The sequence below is a fragment of the Sphingobacterium sp. SGL-16 genome (genome assembly GCF_011043515.1).
In the GTDB taxonomy this organism is placed as follows: Bacteria; Bacteroidota; Bacteroidia; order Sphingobacteriales; family Sphingobacteriaceae; genus Sphingobacterium; species Sphingobacterium litopenaei.
In genome coordinates, this window is record NZ_JAAKGQ010000016.1 from 17,212 (window position 1) to 42,967 (window position 25,756).

General features: G+C 32.7%; 27 protein-coding genes. 5 read left to right on the forward strand and 22 right to left on the reverse strand.

Going from position 1 to position 25,756, the window contains the following annotated elements; all coding sequences use genetic code 11:
- Positions 1 to 9: 9 nt before the first annotated feature.
- The 16 genes from G5B32_RS07455 to G5B32_RS07525 all read right to left on the reverse strand — a co-directional run bounded on the left by G5B32_RS07455 (position 10) and on the right by G5B32_RS07525 (position 14,523).
- Positions 10 to 1,293, reverse strand: coding sequence for a nucleotide sugar dehydrogenase (locus G5B32_RS07455; protein WP_165290922.1), 1,284 nt, complete (start codon positions 1,291 to 1,293; stop codon positions 10 to 12).
- 29 nt (positions 1,294 to 1,322) lie between these two features.
- Positions 1,323 to 2,291 (reverse strand): SDR family oxidoreductase, encoded by a 969-nt coding sequence (locus G5B32_RS07460; RefSeq protein ID WP_165290923.1) that lies wholly within the window; start codon positions 2,289 to 2,291, stop codon positions 1,323 to 1,325.
- Between the two features lie 22 nt (positions 2,292 to 2,313).
- Positions 2,314 to 3,480: a nucleotide sugar dehydrogenase gene (locus tag G5B32_RS07465; protein WP_165290924.1), complete on the reverse strand. Its 1,167-nt coding sequence runs from the start codon at positions 3,478 to 3,480 to the stop codon at positions 2,314 to 2,316.
- Between the two features lie 141 nt (positions 3,481 to 3,621).
- Entirely contained in the window at positions 3,622 to 4,479 is an 858-nt protein-coding gene (gene rfbA, locus G5B32_RS07470) for a glucose-1-phosphate thymidylyltransferase RfbA (protein ID WP_165290925.1), read from the reverse strand.
- 11 nt (positions 4,480 to 4,490) lie between these two features.
- Entirely contained in the window at positions 4,491 to 5,348 is an 858-nt protein-coding gene (gene rfbD, locus G5B32_RS07475) for a dTDP-4-dehydrorhamnose reductase (protein WP_165290926.1), read from the reverse strand.
- A 9-nt stretch (positions 5,349 to 5,357) separates the two neighbouring features.
- Positions 5,358 to 5,891, reverse strand: coding sequence for a dTDP-4-dehydrorhamnose 3,5-epimerase (gene rfbC / locus G5B32_RS07480; RefSeq protein WP_165290927.1), 534 nt, complete (start codon positions 5,889 to 5,891; stop codon positions 5,358 to 5,360).
- Positions 5,892 to 5,905: 14 nt separating this feature from the next.
- On the reverse strand, positions 5,906 to 6,961 hold the full coding sequence (gene rfbB / locus G5B32_RS07485) for a dTDP-glucose 4,6-dehydratase (protein WP_165290928.1): 1,056 nt from the start codon (positions 6,959 to 6,961) through the stop codon (positions 5,906 to 5,908).
- Between the two features lie 4 nt (positions 6,962 to 6,965).
- A complete protein-coding gene (gene gmd / locus G5B32_RS07490) occupies positions 6,966 to 8,078 on the reverse strand; it encodes a GDP-mannose 4,6-dehydratase (RefSeq protein ID WP_165290929.1) in 1,113 nt (370 codons plus the stop codon).
- 6 nt (positions 8,079 to 8,084) lie between these two features.
- Positions 8,085 to 9,035 carry a GDP-L-fucose synthase family protein gene (locus tag G5B32_RS07495; RefSeq protein ID WP_165290930.1) on the reverse strand — a complete coding sequence of 317 codons (951 nt, stop codon included), beginning with the start codon at positions 9,033 to 9,035 and terminating at the stop codon, positions 8,085 to 8,087.
- Positions 9,036 to 9,049: 14 nt separating this feature from the next.
- Complete coding sequence (locus G5B32_RS07500) at positions 9,050 to 10,045, reverse strand: mannose-1-phosphate guanylyltransferase (RefSeq protein WP_165290931.1); 996 nt, start codon at positions 10,043 to 10,045, stop codon at positions 9,050 to 9,052.
- 82 nt (positions 10,046 to 10,127) lie between these two features.
- On the reverse strand, positions 10,128 to 10,490 hold the full coding sequence (locus tag G5B32_RS17550; RefSeq protein ID WP_317166096.1) for a UDP binding domain-containing protein: 363 nt from the start codon (positions 10,488 to 10,490) through the stop codon (positions 10,128 to 10,130).
- Complete coding sequence (locus G5B32_RS07505; RefSeq protein ID WP_317166097.1) at positions 10,465 to 11,409, reverse strand: nucleotide sugar dehydrogenase; 945 nt, start codon at positions 11,407 to 11,409, stop codon at positions 10,465 to 10,467. The genes G5B32_RS17550 and G5B32_RS07505 overlap by 26 nt, the downstream gene beginning before the upstream one ends.
- A gap of 157 nt (positions 11,410 to 11,566) precedes the next feature.
- Complete coding sequence (locus tag G5B32_RS07510; RefSeq protein ID WP_165290932.1) at positions 11,567 to 12,022, reverse strand: hypothetical protein; 456 nt, start codon at positions 12,020 to 12,022, stop codon at positions 11,567 to 11,569.
- A 112-nt stretch (positions 12,023 to 12,134) separates the two neighbouring features.
- A complete protein-coding gene (locus G5B32_RS07515) occupies positions 12,135 to 12,608 on the reverse strand; it encodes an adenylyltransferase/cytidyltransferase family protein (protein WP_165290933.1) in 474 nt (157 codons plus the stop codon).
- Between the two features lie 27 nt (positions 12,609 to 12,635).
- Positions 12,636 to 13,172 carry an exonuclease domain-containing protein gene (locus G5B32_RS07520; RefSeq protein WP_165290934.1) on the reverse strand — a complete coding sequence of 179 codons (537 nt, stop codon included), beginning with the start codon at positions 13,170 to 13,172 and terminating at the stop codon, positions 12,636 to 12,638.
- 70 nt (positions 13,173 to 13,242) lie between these two features.
- Positions 13,243 to 14,523, reverse strand: coding sequence for a replication-associated recombination protein A (locus tag G5B32_RS07525; RefSeq protein WP_165290935.1), 1,281 nt, complete (start codon positions 14,521 to 14,523; stop codon positions 13,243 to 13,245).
- A 96-nt stretch (positions 14,524 to 14,619) separates the two neighbouring features.
- On the opposite strand from G5B32_RS07525, the gene G5B32_RS07530 reads away from it, so the two are divergent.
- Entirely contained in the window at positions 14,620 to 15,732 is a 1,113-nt protein-coding gene (locus tag G5B32_RS07530; protein WP_165290936.1) for a tetratricopeptide repeat protein, read from the forward strand.
- Positions 15,733 to 15,852: 120 nt separating this feature from the next.
- Positions 15,853 to 17,970, forward strand: coding sequence for a carboxy terminal-processing peptidase (locus tag G5B32_RS07535; protein ID WP_240899019.1), 2,118 nt, complete (start codon positions 15,853 to 15,855; stop codon positions 17,968 to 17,970).
- Between the two features lie 100 nt (positions 17,971 to 18,070).
- On the opposite strand, the gene G5B32_RS07540 is transcribed toward G5B32_RS07535, so the two are convergent.
- The 5 genes from G5B32_RS07540 to G5B32_RS17460 all read right to left on the reverse strand — a co-directional run bounded on the left by G5B32_RS07540 (position 18,071) and on the right by G5B32_RS17460 (position 22,299).
- Positions 18,071 to 19,255 (reverse strand): hypothetical protein, encoded by a 1,185-nt coding sequence (locus tag G5B32_RS07540; protein WP_165290938.1) that lies wholly within the window; start codon positions 19,253 to 19,255, stop codon positions 18,071 to 18,073.
- A gap of 157 nt (positions 19,256 to 19,412) precedes the next feature.
- The gene (locus G5B32_RS07545; RefSeq protein WP_165290939.1) at positions 19,413 to 20,141 is read right to left on the reverse strand and encodes a LytR/AlgR family response regulator transcription factor; all 729 of its coding nucleotides are present in this window, start codon (positions 20,139 to 20,141) and stop codon (positions 19,413 to 19,415) included.
- The gene (locus G5B32_RS07550; protein WP_165290940.1) at positions 20,134 to 21,147 is read right to left on the reverse strand and encodes a histidine kinase; all 1,014 of its coding nucleotides are present in this window, start codon (positions 21,145 to 21,147) and stop codon (positions 20,134 to 20,136) included. Before G5B32_RS07550 ends, G5B32_RS07545 begins: the two co-directional genes overlap by 8 nt.
- A 40-nt stretch (positions 21,148 to 21,187) precedes the next feature.
- On the reverse strand, positions 21,188 to 22,084 hold the full coding sequence (locus tag G5B32_RS07555; protein WP_165290941.1) for a hypothetical protein: 897 nt from the start codon (positions 22,082 to 22,084) through the stop codon (positions 21,188 to 21,190).
- Between the two features lie 80 nt (positions 22,085 to 22,164).
- Positions 22,165 to 22,299, reverse strand: a complete 135-nt coding sequence (locus tag G5B32_RS17460) for a hypothetical protein (protein ID WP_262886430.1) — start codon at positions 22,297 to 22,299, stop codon at positions 22,165 to 22,167.
- Positions 22,300 to 22,593: 294 nt separating this feature from the next.
- Between G5B32_RS17460 and G5B32_RS07560 the strand changes: the two genes are divergently transcribed.
- From G5B32_RS07560 to G5B32_RS07565, 3 genes are all read left to right on the forward strand, one after another.
- Entirely contained in the window at positions 22,594 to 23,172 is a 579-nt protein-coding gene (locus G5B32_RS07560; protein WP_165290942.1) for a hypothetical protein, read from the forward strand.
- Positions 23,173 to 23,358: 186 nt separating this feature from the next.
- Entirely contained in the window at positions 23,359 to 23,799 is a 441-nt protein-coding gene (locus tag G5B32_RS17675) for a MauE/DoxX family redox-associated membrane protein (RefSeq protein WP_190302197.1), read from the forward strand.
- A gap of 213 nt (positions 23,800 to 24,012) precedes the next feature.
- Positions 24,013 to 24,324, forward strand: a complete 312-nt coding sequence (locus tag G5B32_RS07565; protein WP_165290943.1) for a hypothetical protein — start codon at positions 24,013 to 24,015, stop codon at positions 24,322 to 24,324.
- A gap of 39 nt (positions 24,325 to 24,363) precedes the next feature.
- On the opposite strand, the gene G5B32_RS07570 is transcribed toward G5B32_RS07565, so the two are convergent.
- Positions 24,364 to 25,755 (reverse strand): RagB/SusD family nutrient uptake outer membrane protein, encoded by a 1,392-nt coding sequence (locus G5B32_RS07570; protein WP_165290944.1) that lies wholly within the window; start codon positions 25,753 to 25,755, stop codon positions 24,364 to 24,366.
- Between the last annotated feature and the right edge of the window lies 1 nt (position 25,756).

The following is a 25,756-nucleotide window of genomic DNA, read 5'->3' on the forward strand; positions in this document are numbered from 1 at the left end:
ATAAATATTTTACAATCTGTTATCTACCTTACCACTTAAAACACCTTTAACATCATAAATCACTGAGATTTCTTTTTTCAAACTTTCTAAATTCAATTTTTTAAACTCATTATGTGCAACGCCTAAAACTATTGCATCAAATTTTTGAGAAGGCAATTCCATAATTGATTCTACTCCGTACTCATGATTAACTTCTGCTGGATTAGCCCATGGATCAAATGTAGTTACTTTTACCCCATATTCTTCCAAGGCGGCAATTACATCTACAATTTTAGTATTACGTACATCTGGACAATTCTCTTTAAAAGTCACACCTAACATTAATACTTCAGCACCATTCACGTTAATACCCTTTTTAATCATAGTTTTAACAACTTGAGAAGCGACATATTCACCCATAGAATCATTTAAACGACGACCTGCTAAGATAATTTCTGGATGATAACCATGTTCTTGCGCTTTTTGAGCTAAATAGTATGGATCAACTCCTATACAGTGTCCACCTACTAATCCTGGCTTAAAGGGTAAGAAGTTCCATTTAGTTCCTGCTGCCTCTAGTACATCATGTGTATTAATACCTAGAATATTAAAAATCTTTGCTAACTCATTAACAAAAGCAATATTAATATCACGCTGAGAGTTTTCAATTACTTTCGCTGCTTCAGCCACTTTAATAGTTGAAGCTAAGTGAGTACCTGCTGTAATTACCGATTTATAAACTTCGTCTACTTCTTTTCCTATTTCTATAGTTGAACCTGAAGTTATTTTTAGAATTTTCTCAACTGTATGTTCCTTATCTCCAGGATTGATACGCTCAGGTGAATAGCCTGCAAAAAAATCAATATTAAATTTTAAGCCCGAAATATGTTCTAAAACTGGAATACATTCTTCTTCCGTAACCCCCGGATATACTGTAGATTCATATACAACTATATCTCCTTTTTTTAATACTTTTCCAACGGTTTCAGAAGCCTTGTATAATGGAGTAAGATCTGGTCTATTATTTTTATCAACAGGTGTTGGTACAGTTACTATATAAAAATTAGCTTCTTCTATATCTGCTATCTGATTTGAACAATATAAACCAATTGTATTTGTTGGAAAAGGATTTTCCTTAACTAATACGGCTTCTAAAATATTATCCTCAACTTCTAATGTTAAATCTTTACCTGCACGCAATTCATCAATACGTTTTTCATTAATATCAAACCCTAATACAGGATATTTTGTAGCAAATAAACGTGCTAAAGGTAATCCTACATATCCTAAGCCAATAACTGCAATTTTTTTCATATGGTTCTTATAATCTATTATTAGTTATATTATTTCAAATTTTCCCAATACCATTTTACAGACTCTTTCAATCCTTCACGGATCACATGTGAAGGTTCATAGCCTAATAAGGTTCGTGCTTTATCTACAGACGCTAAAGAATGAGGAATATCCCCTTGTCTATTAGGACCATAAACTATTTCAACATTAGAAATAGAGTCGTCATATTCAGATAGAAACTCTTTTAGATAGCCTACCAATTGATTTAAAGTTGTTCTGTCACCAACAGCCGTATTATATACTGTATTAACTGCTTTGGGGTTAGTAGTTGTTAGGGCAAGTTCATTCATTTGAATAACGTTATCAATATATGTAAAATCTCGAGAGAAATCCCCAGCACCATTTATAACAGGGCTTTCATGATTCATAAATTTCTTCACGAATAAAGGAATGACAGCTGCATATGCGCCATTTGGATCTTGGCGACGTCCAAAAACATTAAAATAACGAAGTCCAATAGTTTCTATTCCATATGTTTTCGAAAAAATATCGGCATACAGTTCATTCACATATTTGGTAATAGCATATGGTGAAAGAGGCTTACCAATAATATCTTCTACTTTTGGTAAGGATTCGGAATCACCGTAAGTGGAAGAAGAAGCCGCATATATAAAGCGTTTAACTCCCGCATCTCTTGCTGCTACAAGCATATTTAAGAAACCTGTTACATTTACATCATTGGATGTTTGAGGATCTTTAATAGAACGAGGAACTGAACCTAAAGCCGCCTGATGTAATACATAATCCATACCTTCGACAGCAATTTTACAATCACTCATATAGCGAATATCACCTTCAATCAAAGTAAAATTAGGATTATTAAAATGTTGAGAAATATTGTTGCGATGGCCGGTAGAAAAATTATCTAATACAACTACTTGGTGTCCACTTATTAAGAAATGCTCAGTAAGGTTAGAACCAATAAAGCCAGCTCCTCCTGTTATTAATATCTTACTCATTCTTTATTTTCTTTAAAAATTTTTAATCCGTTCCAAATAAATCTCTAGTATATACTTTTTCATAAATCTCAGCTAGCTCAGGAGCCTTTCTATTGGAAACAATCACATCACATTCTTCCTTAAATAATTCTAAATCATGACATACCTTAGAACCAAAGAATGTATCTTCCTTCAATACAGGTTCATACACTACTACTTCAATACCTTTAGCTTTAATCCGCTTCATTATACCTTGTATAGCTGATGCTCTAAAATTATCTGATCCAGATTTCATTATTAGGCGGTAAATCCCAACCTTTTTAGGATTTTTAGCTAAAATAGAATCTGCAATAAAATCTTTACGGGTTCTATTTGCATCTACAATAGCTTTAATCAAATTATTTGGAACAGCATCATAGTTAGCTAATAATTGTTTAGTATCTTTCGGCAAACAGTAACCACCATATCCAAATGACGGATTATTATAATGAGACCCAATACGAGGATCCAGTCCCACACCTTCAATAATTTGTTTACTATCTAAATTAAAAATTTGAGCATAACTATCTAATTCATTAAAATAAGCGACACGCATTGCTAAATAAGTATTTGAAAATAATTTAATTGCCTCCGCTTCGGTTGAATTTGTATATAATATTGGTATATCTTTTTTAATAGCCCCTTGTTTTAACAATTCTGCAAAAACAATAGCTCTTTCACTTTGCTCTCCGATAATAATTCGTGAAGGATAAAGATTATCATATAAAGCTTTACCTTCTCTCAAGAACTCCGGCGAGAAAATAATATTATTAAATTGCAATGATTTTTTTAATCCTTCTACAAAACCCACAGGAACTGTTGACTTAATTACTATAATAGCTTCAGGATTATATTCTTTTGCCTCTAAAATAACTGTTTCAACACTGTGTGTATTAAAGTAGTTAGTTTTAGGATCATAATCGGTAGGAGTGGCTACAATGACAAATTTAGCATTTCGATATGCCTCTTTTTTATCTAATGTAGCTTTAAAATTCAATTTTTTATTTTTTAAAAATTCCGTAATCTCCGTGTCCTCAATAGGCGATTTATTATTATTCAACATTTGAACTTTTTCTGGAACAATATCCAAAGCAAAAACTTCATTATGCTGAGCTAATAAAATTGCATTAGATAATCCAACATATCCAGTTCCAACTATTGTAATTTTCATATGATTTATTTACCGATGTGGTTTTTATATTTATTATTAGTCTATAAGCACTTTTTAAGATCGACAAAATTACGTCTTTTTTGGTAGATTTTAACTAACATCTAGATTATTTACTACTATTACTTATTTATAGTGATTTTTTTATGAAATTTTAATTAAATAATCGCCATAACCACTTTTTATTAAAGGCTCTGCTAATTTTACCAATTGATATCGATCAATATAACCCATCCTATAGGCAACTTCTTCTATTGCACCTATTTTCATGCCTGTTCTCTCTTCAATAACTTGTACAAATTGCCCTGCTTGCATCAAAGATTGAATCGTTCCTGTATCTAACCAAGCAGTTCCACGATCAAAAACACCAACTTTAAGTTTTCCACGTTTTAGATATTCCTTATTTACATCTGTGATTTCCAATTCTCCACGAAGTGATGGTTTTATATTCTTCGCAATATCAACAACATCATTATCGTAGAAATACAAACCTGGAACAGCAAAATTTGATTTTGGTTGCTTAGGCTTCTCCTCGATGGAATTTACATTATTATTTTCATCAAATTCAACAACCCCATATCGTTCGGGATCATTAACCTGATAGGCGAACACCATTCCTCCCTCTGGATCTGCACAGGATTGTAATAATTTTGACATCCCTGATCCATAAAATATATTATCTCCCAAAATCAAGGCTACTTTATCATCTCTTATAAATTCTTCACCAAGAACAAATGCTTGTGCTAATCCATCTGGTGAATGTTGCTCCTTGTAATAAAACTTGCAGCCAATTTGAGAACCATCACCTAATAATTTCTGAAAATTTGGTAAATCATCGGGAGTAGATATAATTAATATCTCATTAATTCCGGCTAACATCAATGTAGACAAAGGATAGTAAATCATAGGCTTGTCATACACAGGCATTAATTGCTTTGACACGGCTAGTGTCAAGGGATGTAAACGAGTACCGGATCCTCCGGCAAGAATAATTCCTTTCATCTATAGATTTATTATAGTGAGATCTTATTTAACATTTCTATCAGACTATCTTTCCAATAAGGTATTTTAATAGCGTAAGTATTTTTTATTTTGGATTTATTCAAAAGAGAAAATTTTGGTCGCTTAGCAGGTGTTGGATAAGCAGATGTCGGAATAGCGTGAATAGTGCACTGTAATTTCTTAATTTCTTTTATAGCTACCGCAAAATCAAACCATGAAATTTCTCCTTCATTGCTATAATGATAAACACCAGCCCTCCACGACCCACAGTCTATTATTCCAACAATTAATCGTGCTAAATCTAATGCATATGTAGGTGAACCAATTTGATCATTTATCACCGTAATTTCATCTCTTTCGTTCATAAGACGTAACATGGTCTTAACAAAGTTATTGCCGTGTGTAGAATAAACCCATGCGGTACGAATGATGATGGATTGTGGACAATATCTCTGAATTGCTTGCTCTCCTTTTAATTTTGTCTCTCCATATACATTGATAGGACCTACTTCCGCATCTTCACATAAAGGAGAAGAAGAATTTCCATCAAACACATAGTCAGTAGAAATAGCTATAAGTTTAGCACCATATTCCTTACAATATTTGGCAATTTCTCCTGAAGCCAAATGGTTCACTTTATCCGCTAATTCTATTTCAGATTCAGCTCTATCTACCGCCGTAAAAGCTGCAACATGGATAATAAAATCAGGATTATATTTTTTTAGTACTTCTTTAATAGACGATGTATCGTCTAACGCTAATTGCTCTCTATCTAAAAAGAAGGGTATTAAATCAGCTCTTTCTTTATATAAATCTCGTAATTCAGACCCTAACTGCCCTGCAGCACCTGTTATAAGTATTTTCTTCATGAAAGCTGATTATATAAATGCTCTTGCGTCTTTATCCTTATCGGATAAAATAATCTTATCAATAGGAATTTGCCAATCAACGGCTAATGTCTTATCCAAAGGATGAACCCCATCTTCTGAAGCTTTATTATATTCATTATCACATTTATAGAAGAAAGTCGCTGTTTCAGATAATACTGCAAACCCATGTAAAAACCCTCTTGGAATAAATAATTGTCTATTGTTCTCTGATGATAATTCTACCGCAACGTGTTCTCCATATGTTGGGGAACCTTCACGAACATCTACTGCAACATCAAGAACTTTACCCTCTAAGACACGTACTAATTTAGCTTGTGCATGCTCGCCTGACTGCTGGTGTAAACCTCGTACCACTCCATAGGTTGATTTAGACTGGTTATCTTGTACAAAATTTGAATTAGCTCCAATTAATTCTTCAAATTTAGATTTGTTAAATGTTTCAAAAAAATATCCCCTACTATCTTCAAATATTGTAGGCTCTAAAATAAAGCAGCCTTTTAACTTCGTTTCTTTTACTTTCATCTCTTCGGGCATTTTTACTTACTATATTGTGTCTTGTAATATTTTTGGTAGTCACCTGATGTTACATTATCTAGCCAATCTTGATTTGCTAAAAACCAATCAATTGTTTTTGATAAACCTTCTTCGAATGTAACTGAAGGTTTGTAGCCTAATTCTTGATTTATCTTTGTAGCATCAATCGCATAACGCAAATCATGTCCTGGTCTATCTTTCACAAAAGTGATTAATTGCGCAGCTGTTCCTTCTGTTCTTCCAAGCTTCTCATCGACTTGTTTACACAATTCTTTTACCAAATCAATATTTTGCCACTCATTAAAACCACCGACATTATAGCTATCCCCATTTTTCCCGTTATGGAATACAAGATCAATAGCTTTAGCGTGATCAATAACGAATAACCAATCTCTTGTAAACTTACCATCACCATAAATTGGCAAAGGCTTGTTATTTAAAATATTATGAATACAAAGCGGTATTAATTTCTCAGGAAAATGGTTAGGTCCATAATTGTTAGAACAATTTGTAATGACAACTGGTAGAGCATAAGTGTCATGATATGCTCTTACAAAGTGATCAGAAGAAGCCTTGGATGCAGAATATGGAGAATGTGGATCATATGCAGTGTTTTCTGTAAATAATCCAGTCTCCCCTAACGTACCATAAACTTCATCAGTTGATACGTGATGGAATCTTTTACCTTCAAAATTATCTTTCCAAATTTCTTTAGCCGCATTCAACAAGTTTACTGTACCAATAACATTTGTCATCACAAATGCTGTTGGATTCGTAATGGATCGATCTACGTGAGACTCAGCAGCTAAGTGAATTACCCCATCAGGTTGGTATTTTTTAAAGGTATCTAGTATCTGTGCTGCATCTGTAATATCTGCTTTAATGAAAGTATAATTTTTTCTATTCTCAATATCTTTCAAATTCTCTAAATTTCCAGCATACGTCAATGCATCCAAATTTATGATTTGGTATTCGGGATATTTAGTTACAAACTCACGCACTACATGAGAACCTATAAAGCCCGCTCCTCCTGTGATCAGTATTGTTTTATTCTTCATTCTTTTACTTAGCAATATTTTCCCAATTGGCATTATAAGAAGATCTTATCAAGTTAATATCAGAAGCAACCATTTCTTTTACAAGAGCTTCTAAATCATATTGAGGTACCCAACCTAATTTAGTTTTAGATTTAGTAGGATCTCCAATTAACAAATCTACTTCTGTAGGTCTATAATATCTTGGATCTACGCGAACTACAGTTGATCCAATTTCTAACTGGTATAATGGATTATTGCATTTTACCACTTTCGCGATTTCGTTTTCTTGCTCTCCTTCAAAAGACAATTCTACCCCTATCTCTTCAAAGGCATATCTTACAAAATCTCGAACAGATGTTGTGATTCCAGTAGCTATAACATAATCTTCCGGAGAGTCTTGTTGCAAAATACGCCACATAGCTTCTACATAATCCTTTGCATGCCCCCAATCTCTCAAAGCATTCAAATTGCCTAGATATAAACAATCCTGCTTTCCTAAAGCAATAGCAGCGGTGGCCATGGTAATTTTGCGTGTTACGAATGTCTCACCACGGCGAGGAGATTCATGATTAAAAAGAATACCATTACAAGCAAACATACCGTAAGCCTCACGGTAATTCTTAGTGATCCAAAAACCATATATTTTAGCTACTCCATATGGCGAACGCGGATAAAACGGAGAGTTTTCATCGTAAAAACCCTTTTCATTTTTATTCTCAGACATACCTCCATAGAGTTCAGAAGTAGAAGCTTGATATATTTTGGTTTTCTTTTCTAAGCCAAGAATCCTAACAGCTTCTAAAATGCGTAATGTTCCTAAGCCATCTACATTACCTACATATTCAGGGGAATCAAATGATACCTTCACATGTGACATCGCCCCTAAATTGTAAATTTCATCAGGCTGAACTTCCTGTATGATTCGAATAATATTGGTGGAATCTGTTAAATCCCCATAATGCAATTTGAAATTAACATTTTTCTCGTGCTGATCTATATATAGATGATCTATTCGTTGTGTATTAAAAGAAGAAGCTCTTCTTTTAACTCCATGAACCATATATCCTTTTTCCAACAGTAATTCGGCTAAATATGAACCATCTTGCCCTGTAATACCTGTTATTAGTGCTGTTTTCATTTTTATTTAGATTTTAACTTCTTTGAAGTTGTCTTGATTTGCTAAAAACCAATCATAAGTACGAGAAATTCCTTCTTCCAATTCTACCTGATGCTTCCATCCTAAAGCATGCATTTTCGAAATATCCATTAGCTTACGTGGTGTACCATCAGGCTTACTAGAATCCCAAATTATCTCCCCCTTATGACCAACAATTTTTTGAATAGTCACAGCTAAATCTTTTATCGATAAATCTTTACCTGTACCGACATTATATAAATATTCTGGTAGAATATTCTCTAAAGCAAAAATAACAGATGAAGCCATATCATCTACAAATAAGAATTCACGTAAGGGGGTCCCAGAGCCCCAAAGTGTCACCGAGCTATGATTATCAAGCTTAGCGTCGTGAAATTTCCGAATCATTGCAGGAAGAACATGCGAAGTTTTTAAGTCAAAATTATCATATGTTCCGTACAGATTGGTAGGCATTAAGCTTACATAATCATTTCCAAACTGTTTACGTATGGCCTCACAGGCTTTAACACCTGCAATTTTGGCAAGAGCGTAGGCATCATTAGTTGGCTCAAGACTCCCTGTTAACAAATACTCCTCTTTTAGAGGTTGAGGCGCAAGCTTAGGATAGATACAAGATGAGCCTAAAAAAATAAACTTATCTACTTTTACATCCAGCGATGACTGAATAAGGTTGTTTTGGATCTGAAGGTTTTCCATTAAAAACTGATAGGGATAAGTATTATTAGCTAAAATTCCCCCTACGCGTGCAGCCGCATCGATCACTACAGCAGGCTTAAGCTCGTGAAAAAAATCTTCCACAGCCTGTTGATTTCTCAAATCAAGCTCTTTACTGCTTCGACCTATTAAATTATTATATCCTTCAGCTTCAAGTTGACGCCATATTGCAGATCCCACCATTCCTCTGTGACCCGCTATATATATTTTAACATTTTTATTCATAATTGCAATAAACGTTAGTCAAGGAGTTTGGACTGTAGTTTATCCAGCATATTGTATATTTTCTTTACGTCCTGCGATTTCTCTTTTTGAACAATCAAAAAAGCATCTTTCGTGTATATAAATATAGTGTTTTTTAACCCTACAAATCCTGTGAAAGTTTCCGTTCCGATTACGATATTTCCATTGTCATCTTTAGGATAACCATTTTCTACCAAATAATCATATAATGCTTCGAAGGAGCCTAAATCAGACCATTCAAAAGAGGTTGGAACAACTCGGATACGTTTGGACCTTTCCATCACCGCGTAATCGACTGATATAGAAGGTATTTCCAAAGATAATTCTTCATCTAATATTCCTCCTTTAGAAATTTCCCACGCTTTCTTTGCTTTCTCATAAACTTTAGGTTCATACAGCTTTAACTCTTCTAGAAAAACAGAAGCTTGAAAACAAAACATTCCAGAATTCCACAAAAAATTACCTCTTTCCAGAAAATCTTCTGCCGTATCCAAATTTGGCTTTTCTCTAAATGATTTTACTAAATCATCTTCATATTCAATATATCCATACCCCGTTTCAGGACGAGTTGGTTTTATACCGAATGTCACGACATACCCTTCTTTAGCCTTCTCTACTCCTTTATGTATGGCATCAGCATATGCTTCATTACCAGATATCATGTGATCAGAAGGTGTGACAATAAGAATATCCTCAGGTTCTACGGCTAATGCAGCAAACGCAATTGCAGCGGCTGTATTCCTAGGCGTTGCCTCTACTATATTCTTATACGGTAATCCACAATTTACCATAGCTTTATGGCTTAAATGCGTATTATCCCTATTTCCAACAATTACAACCTTATCCGCAACGCATTGATTCCTCTGAACAGTCATTTCGAATAATGATTTTCCATCAAATAAATCTAAGTACTGCTTTGGTGATTGTTTTCTCGACAAAGGCCATAATCTACTACCCACACCACCTGTTAATAAAACATGAATTATACTCATTATATGATATTTGTTTATTTCTAATATACCCTTTTAACTCAATTCTAGAGTTAATTACAAAATCTAAAGTTAAAAAATTATACTATAACCTCGCGTCAATTTCGGACGGATTATATATTGCTTTGCAGTCAAATACTACGGATTTAATAGCTCTAATTTTGCTGAGATCAAACTCTAAAAAACACGAATGTGCTACAGCTATAATTATGCCATCGTATCGCATTTTTTCTAAGGTTTCGGGATTTTCTAATTCAATACCATACTTATTTTTAGCTAATACAGGATCTACCCATGGATCATATACAGCGGGACGGGTTCCGTATTCCAACAATTCGTTATATATTTTAATGACACTCGTATTTCTTATATCAGGACAGTTCTCTTTAAATGTAAAACCAAGTATGAGAATATTTGCTCCTTTAATATTTATACCTTTTTGAAGCATTTATTGTTTTTGAAGCCACAAATGCCCCCATCTTGTTATTCACCCTTCTACCCGAAAGTATAACTTCCAGGACATAGCCTAATTTGGAAGCTTTATGGGTTAGATAATAAGGATCTACAGATATACAATGTCCACCAACTAAACCAGGTTTGTACTTTAAGAAATTATATTTAGTACTTGCAGCATTTAAGACTTCTGTCGTATCAATTCCCATTCTATCAAAAATCAAAGCCAATTCATTGACAAATGAAATATTTAGATCTCGCTGTGCATTCTCAATAACTTTTGCTGCTTCTGCAACCTTTATCGATTCAGCTTTATAAGTTCCTGCTTTTATTATAGTTTTATACAGATTATCTATCTCTTCAGCAATTTCGGGAGTGGAACCTGCGGTTACTTTAACTACATTTTCTAAGGTATTAACCTTATCACCCGGATTAATTCTTTCTGGAGAATAACCTACAAAAAAGTCGTGGTTAAACACCAAACCAGATTCTTTTTCTAATATTGGAACACAGTCTTCTTCTGTACATCCTGGGTAAACTGTGGATTCAAAAATAACTATATCCTGAGACTTCAGCACGCTACCAACGATTTTTGAAGCGGACTGGATAAAAGACAGATCAGGAGCATTAAACTGGTCAATCGGAGTAGGAACGGTAACGATATACACATTTGCATCATGAAGATCCTTAATATGAGAGGTCACAGTATATCCTCGATCTTTTGATTGCTTGGCTAATTCCTGAACCTCCCGCAATTGATCTAGATTAGCTTCTAATGTTTTATCCACACCTTTGCGCAAATCCAAAACACGCTGTGTATCGATATCTAATCCAACAACCCTAAAATGATAAGCAAAAGCAATTGCTAACGGAAGACCTACATATCCTTGCCCTATTACAGCAATTTTTCTCATAATATTGAATAAATGTTCTGCGGATTCCTATTGAAGCTCAGCCCACAAACGTAAAATGTGGTTTATTATCAATCTTCACATTAATAATAAACCACAATATCACAAAAATACATTAAATATTTATTCAAATAGAATGATAAGCAATAAATCTGCTTTCTTACTTATTAGGAATAATTTCCACAGGAAGTTTTGCTTTGAACGGAGACTTTTTATTTTGATCTTCCATAAGGAATCCTGAAATAGTCACGTTACACTTTCCTAAATTTCTTGAACTAATAGATTTTGATTTTCTTACTCCCACTGATAGAACTACCCCTTCTTTGGGCAATGGAAGTTTGGTAGAAATGTTATTGTAATTTCTTATATGAACCTTGGAAGTGCTTAATTTTAAGTCTTCAATATAGAATGCTCTTGACTCTTTATTAATTTTTTTAATATTAAACAACAATAAGCCATAATGTCCTTTTGTCTTAATAGCTGCTGTCTGATTAAAATCCAATGATACTGTCAAATTTATATAATCCTTAAAAATTTGACGTTTTTTATATTCATAGTAAAGATAAACTCCAAGAATAAGGAGGATGAGGATAGGTATAATAATTTCTAAAGGCATGGTTTGGTAATTTTTACAAAGATACCACTAGAAAGCATATATTTTTAAAAACATTTAAAAAAAATCACAAAAACACTAATGGTTTGATAATATTAATCAAACCATTTATGCTTTATCCTTCTGCGTTCTTTTCATTTTCTTTTTGCGCTACTATTTTTCGTAAACCAGAACTTGAAAATCGATGATCACGGCTGTTAAAATACAACTCTATACCTTTTTCTTCGCAATATTTTCTACCAGTAAAGTCCCTGTCTTTATATTCGTCACCAACAATTCTCACGTCTAATTTGAAAGAACGCAAAATGTCTTCCAAATCTTGTTCAGTAGAATAAGGCACAATTTCATCTACGTATTGACAACCACGCAATTGAATATAACGCTCTACTACAGTTTGAGTAGGCGCATTCTTCTCAGGACGATCCAAAGTGGGATCCATTTGCAGACCACAAATTAAATAATCGCATTGTCTCTTTGCTTCAGCTAACATCATGATATGACCTGCATGAAGTAAATCAAATGTGGAGAATGTAATACCTACTCTTGGGCCTGGATTGTAATCTCTATGCTTATTCTCTTTTTCTTCCATTTTAGATTTATTTTTTACTTATTAGGATTATTGATTTACTAACTGATATTTTATCAACTTATCTTTTGCTGAATCTTTCAACAAAAACAATTCAGCACTAGCTCGCGCATCGGAAAGAGCATCATGGGGATTTAATTGTATTCCCATAATTTCGCAGACTACACTTAATTTAGTTTTCACGAAACCCAATTGTTTATATATCTTACTAGTGCATTCCCACTTTTCCTGTAGCCCTAAGTCTTCATATACTAGTCCTGAATGTTGCATACATCGTCTTAAAACCTTACGATCTAATTCCTCATTGTGCGCAACCATCTTTTGACCGTACACTAAAGGTAAAATTTCAGGAAAAATATCAATAAATGTAGGTGCATTAGCGGTATCCTTTGCTTTAATACCATGCACACGAGTAGTCTGCCACATATATTTATTTTCTGGAGGCTGAACTAGGCTATAAAACTCGTTTACAATCTTTCCATCCACGACACTAACCAATCCCACAGCACATACACTGTTATACTCAGATGTCGCTAGTTCAAAATCAATGGATGTGAATGTATGCATTAAACAAAATTAAAAGTAATAATCAAAACATCAAACTGTTTCCCCTTAAGTATAAAGTAAATTTTCGGACTTAATAACCATATTTGCCTTTCCACTTTTCTTTCAAGGAACTTCGGAGTTTATCTTCAGAGCTGTTCTTTCCAGGATTGTAGAGTGTTGTCCCTTCTACTCCAGAAGGCATAAATTCTTGTTCTATAAAATTGCCAGAGTAGGCATGAGCATATTTATACTCCGTTCCATAATCCAACTCTTTCATCAATTTTGTAGGAGCATTACGTAGATGTAATGGCACAGAAAGATCTCCAGTTTGTCTAACTAACGCTTGTGCTTTATTAATAGCTTCATAAGAAGCATTGCTTTTGGCTGATGAAGCCAAATACGTTACAGTTTGAGAAAGAATAATTCTTGACTCTGGCCATCCGATTACATTGACCGCTTGAAAACAGTTATTTGCTAAAAGCAAGGCATTAGGATTCGCGTTTCCAATATCTTCCGAGGCTAATATTAACAATCTTCGCGCGATGAAAGAAGGATCTTCTCCTCCCTCTATCATCCTAGCTAACCAATATACAGCAGCGTTGGGGTCCGAACCACGTATAGACTTAATGAAAGCCGATATAATATCATAGTGCTGTTCTCCCGTCTTATCATACCTAGCCATATTTTGCTGAACCTGTTTCAACACAAAATCATTGGTGATAGGTATATTATAAGGAACCGCAGCATTGACTACCAATTCCAAAACATTCAACAGCCTGCGTGCATCACCTCCGGATATTCGTAGCAATGCATCATATTCTTTAAGGATAATTTTATCATTTTTCAAAAATTCATCTTCTTTAATAGCCTTATGAACTAATCCAATTAAATCATCCTTATCCAAAGATTCCAAAACATACACTTGACAGCGGCTCAAAAGAGCCGAAATAACTTCAAAAGAAGGATTTTCTGTAGTCGCCCCGATCAATGTAACCAACCCTCGCTCTACAGCTCCAAGCAATGAATCTTGTTGACTTTTGGAAAAACGATGTATTTCGTCAATAAATAAAATGGGCTGTTCCTGATTAAAATTTTGCAGTTGTTCAGCCTTATCAATTACTTCTCGAACTTCCTTGACTCCTGATTTGATAGCACTAAGACTAAAAAATGGTCGATCCAATTCTTTAGCTATTAAAAAAGCAAGACTGGTTTTACCCACCCCCGGAGGCCCCCACAAAATCATGGAAGGCACATTTGTGCGAGATATGGCATTATACAATACTGCGTCTTCACCTAATAAATGACGTTGACCAACATAATCATTAATGCTCCGTGGTCTTAATCTTTCTGCTAAAGGAATACGTGTCGCCATTATACTATATTAAGAAATACTTCCCAAAGTTACATAAAATCATTTGGCTTGAAAGTTGACTACTTTTGCTACATTTGATAATTAGCTTACATCATAATGAGATTTTTCACGATAGCGTTTTTTACTATTATATCAACCGTTTTTTTAGCTTACGGACAGACATCCCAACAAGATACATTAGATCCTTACGGATTCGTCACAAAATATGACACCGGGTTCAACGGAATAGGGCCAAAAGTCTACATCTTGCCTCTTCCTAGAACCCTCAAAGATGAAATGATTGATACTTACAAAGAAATTCAATCCTTCCAGGACTCGATCCGATTAGGTTTTCAGTACCAAAGACTTTTATCAACATTCAAGCATACTACAAACCATCAAATTATAGGAAAAGTTCTTCCAGACACCATATCTACTCAAGAATACAGTAGATTGCTCCAACAATTTGTAGATCAAAAGAATCATGCTGTCCTCTATGCATTTTATAATAGCAAAGCAGAGAATGACCTTCACGATCACAATACGGAAGAAGCTGTAAATGCTTTGTATACGGCCTTATCCCATGCTCAAGCCGCCCGAAATGAACTGGATATAGCCATTATCCAGTCCAATTTAGCGTCAATATTCTTAATAACTAATAGATTGCAAGAGGCTTTAACTTTAGAAACCCTTTACTTAGACCATACGAACAAAACAAAAAACCTAGCGGAACAAGCTGCATCTAATACTCGGATTGCACTGATTCAAGCGTACGGAAAAGACTATAAAGCCGCGGAAAACACCGTGATTCGAAAAGCTATTCCTTTGTTCAATAAATCTAAATTTTACGAAGGTAAGATTGAAGCTTGGATAATTTTAGCAGAAATATATCGTTCTCAAAACAAACATACTGAAGCACAATGGTTTTTGATTCAAGCACGAGATTTAGCTAAAGAAAAAAGTTATAGTGAAAAACTTGCTATGATAGAATACATGTTGGGATCTTCCAAAATGATTCAAGCTAATTATAAAGTAGCAAAGAATGAGTTGGAATTTGCATGGAAACTAGCCGAAGAGAGTTCCAATAAATTCCTACAGCTTGCCATTGCTGAACAATTAGGAAGATCGTATGTTTACTTGAAAGACTATGAGCTAGCAAAGAGCTTTCTAGAACAGTATTGGATACTAAGAAACAATCTTTTTAGCAAAAATATTACATCAATACTATAAACTTTACCGCTTTTTAAAGTCAAAGGATTTAAGATTGATTTTTTTTTAACTAATTTTAGATTCTATAAAACCGAAGAGAATAAGTCAATTCGAAAAATGTTATTTCACAATACAATTTATATGTTTAAAAATTTTTTAGTCTGTTTAGCTTTTATTTCTGTAGTAGCATGTGGCTCGAAACCAAGAGTGGCTATTGAAGAAGGAGGATTAAGTCTTAAACCTTCTTTACAACATGAGATTATTGCTAAAGAAGTGGTAGGGATTTTGGAGAATTATAGCTACAAAAAAGTAGCTGCCAGCGATTCTATTTCTAATATTGTTTATGACAACTTAATAAAATCTCTTGACGAAGGAAAAAATTATTTTCTGCAGTCTGAGATCGACGAATTTGGACAATATCGTAATACTATAAGTCAAGATTTCCGCAATGGCGATTTATCGAGTGCATTTCACATTTTTAATACATACAACAAAAGAGCCTTAGAAGTTCTTCAATACGCGCTTTCTCAAGTAGATGCTCCTCACGATTTCAATAAAGAAGAAAATTACATCAACTACCGTGATAAGCAAAATTGGTTTACCTCTGACGCTGAACTTAAAGAGCAGTGGCGCAAACGTGTAAAGTTTGATTTATTGAACCTAAAGCTTACAACAGCGGAAGGAAAAGACGAAATGGCAAAGCACAAAGAAACATTAAAAAAGCGTTACAACAATTTAATTTCTCAAGCGAAGCAAACAAACTCTAATGATGCTTTTCAATTGATTATGAGTGCCTACACCAATGCAATAGATCCGCATACAACATACTATAACCCTTCATTTGCTCAAAGATTCAATGAAGATATGTCCAATACATTGGAAGGCATTGGGGCTCGTCTGCAAATGGAAAATGAAATGGTAACCATCAAAGAAATTATCGCTGGAGGTCCTGCTTTCAAAGATAAAACGCTAAAGATGGACGATCGCATCATTGGTGTGGCTCAAGGAAATGGTGAATTTGAAGATATTATTGGATGGAGATTAGATGCTGCTGTCGCTAAAATCAAAGGTCCTAAAGGAACAGTAGTACGATTGAAAATATTACCTGCAGGAGCTGAACTTTCTGCTCAGCCTACAATCGTGAAATTAACACGTGAAAAAATAGTCATCGAAGAGGAATCTGCAAAAAGATCCATTAAGACTGTTAAAGGAGATGACGGTAAAAATTATAGAGTAGGCGTGATTACACTTCCAAAGTTCTATATCGATTTTGAAGCTTACCGAAAACGCGATCCAAACTATAAAAGTACAACGCGCGATGTAAGATTGTTGTTAGACTCTCTTAACAAAGAAAATGTTGATGCAGTTGTGTTGGATTTGAGAAATAACGGAGGCGGCTCTTTGCAAGAAGCCATTGAATTAACGGGTTTATTTATTGAGAAAGGTCCTGTAGTACAAGTAAAAGATACACGTAACCAAATTGAGGTGCACCAAGACGAGGATAGCAGTGTTGCTTGGAAAGGTCCTTTTGGCGTAATTATCAACCGATACTCGGCTTCTGCATCGGAAATTTTTGCTGGAGCAATACAAGATTATGGCAGAGGTATCATTTTAGGTTCAACAAGTTATGGAAAAGGAACGGTACAATCTGCAGTAGATATGTCAAGATTCATAAGTTCCGTTAACAAACTAAAATTAAAAGCCGCGGGAGAGAAAGACGCAGATACGCCAAACGGAGCTCCTGAATTTGGACAAATCAATGTAACTATAGCTAAATTCTACAGAATTAATGGCAGCAGTACGCAGCACAAGGGCGTAGATCCCGATATCACCTTCCCTACACAGTTCACAGCAGAGAAATATGGTGAAAGTTCTGAACCTGCAGCATTACCTTGGGATCAAATTCGCTCGACCAACTACAATAAAGTAAGCGATCTTTCCTCTATTAAATCTCAACTTGCAGCTAAGCACGAAAATAGAATGAAAAATTCTGCTGAATATAAGTTCTTATTGGAAGATATTGAAGAATTCACAAAAGCAATGAATACTACTTCTACAATTAACTTGAATGAAGGGAAGTTGAAAAAGGAAAGAGAAGACAATAAAACAAAAAATAGAACTCGTTTAAACAAGTTATTGGAATTGCACAATATGCCGCTTTGGAAAGAAGGGCAACCCCAACCGAAAGTGGAATTTGATTTTATCTTGGATGAAAGTTTAAATGTGATGAAGGATTTTATTAAACTAAAAAATTCTTAAAAATACTTTTATAAAAAGCAAAAGGTGGATCTAGTAAAAAGAATCCACCTTTTTGCTTTTTAAACAACATAAGACATATGTTTATTAAATAATTACCATATCATTCTGTAAAACTTGAAGCATTATAATTTTTATTAATCCAATTCACCATTTCAATCAAATAGGCTTTCATTTTCCTTGCAGTAGAAAATTCGACTGTGGAAGACTTCTTTTGCAGACTTTCGGAGGATATAAAATTTACGCTGGGAGTTTTGAAATATTTAGCGAAAAAGGAAAATGTCTTCCCAACATTTTCCTTGGGAATTAAATTAACTTCCATTAAAAGTTTAATCAATAGTCCAAATTGTGCCACTGGTATATTAAACATAACTTTATCATTAGCTTCTAAAAGTTTCGCATCCATTATTTCACTACGTCTAACATCCAGTTTTTGATTAAGAGATTCTTTTTTGTCTTTAAAAAATATCAGGAGCTGGTCAATAATAGTAGGAGAATTTAAGTCCAAACAATTTTTTTGTAATGGTACTAAGCAATACAATTGCTCTTGAAAACTTATTATATTTTCTATTTGTTTGTGTAAACTAGAATCTTCAAGCATCTGTTGATTTGATTTATTGATATAATATTCCAAATACCTTTTACTATTAAATCCATATTGGAATAAAACCCATTCTAATGACTCAGTCGTTAATTCAGGAGCTTTTGAAAGTTTTTTAAGAAGGATATTAATATATCTTAACTCATTTCGAATTCGACTGTTACTTTGTAACACTGAAAAAAGAGAATCTTGAACCACTCTAATTAATTGGGGCTCCACATCCTTTAAACCTGGCGCATCTTTAAGAGATATTATTTGCTGCTTAAGCTTTGGCTTGATAGTATAATAGCTATAATTTGATAGTGGTACAATTTCTATCAATTTCTTATCGTATAATAAAAGCATATCTATTAGTTTATCAATAGACTCCAGAATTTTTATGTAATTTACCCTTAATTGAGAAATTCCTGGTTTATAATATTTTAAAGCATAATGCAGTGAAGCATATATTCTATTACTTAAGTCAATAAATTTTAAAAATTCAGTTTGGGCATTTTTAAAATTAAAGACAATCAAATAAATAAAAATAGATTTCACATCTTTCATATTCTCATTCAAGAATTCAATACAATCCCGTTGGATTTTAAAAAGATTATTATGAAAATTTAGCTGACAAAATGCGTTTTCTATATTAACTATAAGCTGTGATAATATTTTAGAATTATTTACTGGAGTTGTTAAATTCATAATTTTAAGTTTAGAGATTATTTGCTGCATTTATAACATTATAGTAATAAATAGTATATTACTGTATGTAACACTATTCATACTGTTTTATAGGGGTGTATATTATGATGACCAGAATCTTATTAGTGATTTATTTTCTGACCTATTATTCGAAACTTTAATTAGAGTTGCTACTACCTTTGAACAGCCTTTTTACATTTTTTAAAAATGTTCTTCCAATTGGAATTTTATGATCTAATTTTTTTAATTTGATTATAGAAAGATTAAATTCCTCTACATAATTTAAATTGATCAGATAGCTTTTATGTACGCGAATGAAATATGCTGGTAATTGATTAATTAATGAATCCATGCTTATATTCCCTTGTTTAGTAGTCCCATCATTAAAAAAGAAAGAAATTGTTTTATCTTCAATAGAAGCATATACCATATTTTCAACGTCTAATATAAAGTATGAACCATCTCTTTTACTAGTGGGTATAGATACTACTCTATTTATCCTTTCAGTATGATTATTCTTATATTCAAATTCTAATAAAGCTCTATCAATAGTTTTATTAAATATCTCTGGAGAAGTAATCTTTGGCAAATAGCCAGACTGAATTAAAGAAGTCTCGTAAGCAAAATGATTATGATTGGAACAAACAATTACAATGGGTTTCACCTTAATAGCATTCACGAGTTCCACACCATTTAATCCTGGCATATCAATATCTAAAAATAAGATATCTACAGACTCTTTAAGAAGTCTATCTAATGCTTGTATAGGATCATTTTCAATCCATACACACACCAGTTCTGACCTATCATTAACAAACAATTCTATAAACCTCATTTCAATTGGATTATCATCCACAAAAGCTACTGTATATTTTTTCTCAATCATTATTTTTTATTTTAATGTCAATTGAAAATATATTTTCCTCTTCTTTAAATACTACATTATAGTTTTTATTATATCGGAATATGCGTTTCTTGATTGCATATAATCCGAATTTAGTACTTGGCTTCTTTATTCTTTCGCGTGGATGAAATATGTTTGAGACACATATCTGTATTACATCAGGGTGATGTTGCACTTTGATATGGAAAGGTTCATCTTCACTCCAATCAGTATATTTATTTGCATTTTCTATAGCACTTAATACTAGCAATGAAGGTATTTTAATTGTACTACTAAATTGTCTATCTTGAAAAACTTTCACCTTTGAATCACCATAATTCCATTTTAAAATATTAAGAAAATTTTCAACCTGCTTCCATTCTTCTTGTAATGCTATCAATTGATCATTTTTATCGTCCTTATACAATATAAAAGCGATTATATCCGTTAATTTAATCAAGATTTGAATTACAGCATGCCCCTGACCAAAAATAGATTTGCAAAGAGCTGAAGTAAAAATACTCTTGAAAAAATGAGGATTCACTCGAGATAACATAATCCGGTATTCCAAATCATCAATAACGCTTTTATCTTGAAATCTCCTTTTTCTAAAAAACTTATATGAAGAAACAGACAATGAAATCAATGAGACAGTGACACAACTCCTTGAAATATTCTTGTTGAATTGGATATTATCCGGCGCTACTTCATAGGAAAATAATATTATATTATATTCCGGAAGTTTACGATATATTATGTGATACAGTAAATCAGTAATATTATAAAATAGCAGCAATAATATAAATAAACATATAACTTTTACTCCTCTTGAGCCTGTTATGATACCATAAATTAGTTCTTCATTGATTATAAAATAAACTATCGTAATAATACTAACAATAAGCACATTATAAATATTAATGGCTAACTGATATATCAATAAATTAAAAAATAAAATGACTAAAAAAAAAGTTAAGGCTATAATAAAGTGAAATCTATAAGCGTTCATAAATATCACAACTTAAATTAAATATTATCAAATTAGTAAATCATGAACTATTTTTTTTCTTTATAACAAAAAAAATATAATTTTTTTTATCAAGCAAAAAATCCCGATTATCAATTTCAACTTTTACTAAACCATCATTTTTACTTGTCATTGCAGCAGATGGCAGTTTTAAACTTGCAAGATTTATAGCTCCTACAAGATGCAGGTATGACCAACACTCCCAATGTTCAATATTGTCTTTTATTCTTAATTCTAAAAGAGTAAATAAATGTTGAAGTGACCTATTAATATATTGATCTTTAGATTCCTCAGGTTTAGCGGTTATGGAAGATTTAAAATCCAATTTAATGTATTGTTCAATCTCCACATTAATAATTGGATATATAGGGGCAGAAAAATAATAAGATATTAAGGCTATACCCTTTCTTACAAGAATTTTATTCGAAAAAAAATTTAAGGAAATAACTTCAGATCCATTAATCTTAGCTGATTTGGAACTAACAAAACCGTCGGCAAATATTAAAATATGCCTATTTGTTTTCAAACTTTCACGAATTTTAAGAATTACAGTTCTATCTTCTGCCTCTAAAAAATTTGGTATTAAATTCCGTGGTAAATCCTTAGACAAGGTTCTAAAGAAATTTTCAAATTTAGTTTTAATGTGCTTTGACACTAAAACATCAAAACAAATTTTTTTCTTAGCTAGATATTCTATTACTTGCAAATGATAGCCTAAATGAAATAATACAATGATACCTGGTTTATAATTTTGGAAAGAATTTATCAAAGAAGATCTTATTTCTTTATTGAGCTTAGGGCCATGGTATTTCTTCCAATTTTGATATATTTCTGAATGACTTTCTAGTGCAATATCTGGAACAAAGTAATGTAAATTTGCACTAAACAATGCTTGCTTCAAATCTTCTAGAGCATACATAATATCTATTATTAATTGTAATAATATTAACCACCTTAATTAATTTTCATTGATTAAGGTGGTAAAAAGAAATTATTAACCTATAAGAACCATATAGGACATTTGTCAGCTGGATCAGTTTCAACAGGGTTACCTAATAATGGTAAAATTTCTGAAAAATCAATTTTATTAATTTCAAAATCTAATGGTGATACTAAAGCACTTATGTTTTTCATAATTAAAAAAGTTTAATATTTCGCGTGTTCAAACATTGCAGAGTTGAACATCTCAGACTCTTGTCGACAGAGATTATTGGTACCAATAACACAAAATTCCAAACAGAAAATTACATATGGTGAAAATATTCGTAAAGGGTTAATTTGAGCCGTAAATCACATAATTTAAGAACAGATGCAGTTTACGCCACATCTTTAAATTTTTATTGTTATTGGCGCTTGCATATGGTAATACACACTTTTATTTTGGTTGTATTTCGATAATACCTGATTATTGCTTGAAAAAGAATTTTGATGAATCGACTTTTTGATTATTTTAAATCATATAGCAATATTTCACCAGAATTGATTGCCTTTTTAACAACCTATGGGAAAATTAAGGAGTATAATAAAGATTACTACTATCTCTTAGCTAAAGAAAAAAAGGAAAAATTCTTGTTCATATTAGAAGGATTAGTAGCTATAATTACCTATCAAGACAAAAAAGAAAATATCGAGAGAGTATATTGCGATAAATTCTATTTCACAGGTACAAAACATGTATTTTCAAACTCATCTGAAAATTTTTCGATTAAGTTCTTAAGAAGAACACATGTATATGAAATATCCAATCAAAATTTCATTACAGCTATAAATCATTTTTCTGAATTAAAGGACATATATCTAATAATTAAGGAACATGAAATTCAACATAATAGAAATACTATAAGTATTTTGAATTCCTCTCCTTTGCACCGTTTATTGCAATTATCGATAAAACAACCAATACTAAATAATATATTAACCGTTAACGAAAAAGTATCTTACCTTAATTTCACCTCATTACGGCAATATTACACTGCCTTGAATTATTATTTGAAATATCATAGCTAAGTTTTAATTCTCCTTTATTGGAAATCCAATAGTAATAAAATCGTTTGAATATTGAGAAGACTATTTATAAAATAGTCTTTTTTTTAAATTAATTTATTTCCTCTTAGAATATTTTTTCAGATCAAATAGTCTTTAATTTAGCTTACAAGCTTAATGATTCTTATTCCTCAATTAATCTGAAAGGCTATGAAAACATTTAATAACATTTACTTCCTTACTTTAATATTATTATTAATTCTCTGGATACCAGTATCTATAAGTAAAATTTTTGATTTTGAAAATTTCAGAATAAGTATATTAAATCAACCATTCAATAAGAATATAGCCCATATTGTCATTTATACTCTTCCTAGCTTAGAAATTTTTGTAGTTGTACTATTATTAATTAAAAGAACTCGTTTAATAGGACTACTATTATCAGGATTCCTGCTAAGTATTTTTACAGGTTATATTGGTCTTGCGCTACTAGATACTTGGAAGAAAATGCCTTGCGGTTGTGGACTTATCATATCAACTTTAAACTGGAAAGAGCATTTTTTGATCAACATATTTTTTCTATGTATAAATATTTTCAGTCTAATTCACGGATATAATACAAGAAAATTTCCAACATCCTCAATAACTTAAAAACTGAATTTGAAAGCCAAACTTTGATTTCAGATAATTAAGGTAAGGGGCAGAGCCAGCCAAAGTGCTTATAAACAGCTAATTTTCTATAGTACCAATCTATAAAAAATTTAAGCTGGAAATTAAATAATAAGGACCAATAATTACTTATCGGTCCCATTCATCAATTAAAACTAATTCCTTAAAAGGAAAATGTTTCAACAAATTAAAGTTATGAAAAAAAGCAAATCTTTTGCATTACCAATGGTAGCCATGGTAATTGCAGCATTTAGCATCTCATTTATGTCTTTTAAATCATCAAATAACCAATCTTATGACTGGTATAATGTTTCATTTAATCCTTCTACATCTCAGCATGATGTTGGCAGTTCAACTACAGCTCCTGGACCATCCGATGATTGTAATATTGGATTAACTGGTGATATGTGTAAAATTGCAGTTCCACAAGGCGTTACTCCTCCTTCTCAAGTAGAAAATGATCCTGATGAATTAATTAAACAACAAGCTTTTCAAAGAGAAGAATAATTTTCTCACATAAAGGTTAGGGCGATTTGCCCTAACTCTTTATCTTTCGACTTGTTTATAACCATTTAGTATAACTTCATCATCTGGTAATGGATAAATATACTTTTGACTTTTTGGAAGAAGTTTATACGAAATTCCTTCAATCTTTCGGGTTATTGTTGTTTCAAATTCAGGCTCAAGATTAAGCCTTCTTAAATCCTGCCACCTCACACCCCTAAATACTAATTCCTTTTTTCGCTCCTGGAGGATAAAATTTAATAATGCGGACTTTTCAAGAGAACTTATATCTTTAATAGTGCTATTTGCGTAACGATTGCTTAAAAATACATTCATAATTTCTTTAGCTCTTATTATATCATTTTCTCTTACGCTACTCTCAGCTAAAATTAAATATACTTCCGAAAGGGTAACAAATCCATGGAGATCTACGTTCCCATTATAGGAACCTCTAAAGGTCGTATCCACGCCATTAGTACTTGTAAAAAACCTAGCTTTGCGAAGGTCATTCACTTCATAGCTCCTAAGAAGTACTGAATCAACTATCAATCTGCTCTGTGCAATAACACTGTTATAAAACATTACATCATATAACAGTACCTCGGGATTTGTAGACCCGAAAATGTCAAAAGTGTACTCTTTCACGGGTTTTACAGGAACCTGATTAAAATCCAATAATTGGGATTGCATTGTTAAGACCTTTTGTGCATACTCCTTAGCTTTGACATACTCCTGCATTTGTAAGTAAATCCTACTTAATAGTGCTCTTAAAGCAATTTTCGATGGCCTAGACTTAAAATAGACACCAAATATTATTGGCTTTTCCTCTTTTAATAAATTTTCAGCCTCCAAAAGATTCACTACAATCTGATTATATGTCTGTAGCAAGGTTGACTGCCCTACTTTCTGGTCAATATCAGATTCAAGGCGTAAGGGAAGACCTATGCGGCCCTCTAAATTTTGCTTATCATAGACAGCGCAAAAAAACTGTGCCAGCTGATAAAAACTATAGCTACGCCAGAATAGAGCCTGGCCTCTCAAATCGTTATAACCCTGGATATCATGTATATCATTCTTATTACGTTCCAATCCCTCCAATACGATGTTGCAATATAGTATCTTCTCATACATCCTATTCCAAATATCGCTCTGACTTCCCTGAAAAATATCTGCCTGCCAGTTATAGGCATTTTTTACCCAGGGGGAGCTAAGAGCATTCCAAGTCTCATCTTTAAGATAAAAATCTCCAGCTCCGATTTCTCCTAGCAGATAGGCTGAATTAAGGTTTATCACAGCCGAGTTATCCATTAAGGCTTGAAAATCCTCCAGGCTTTGAGGTACCACATTTTTCATATCGCGCTTAAGTGATAAAAAATCTTTAGTACAACTCACTAAAAACACTATGCCTACTATTAATAATAATAATTTTCTCATG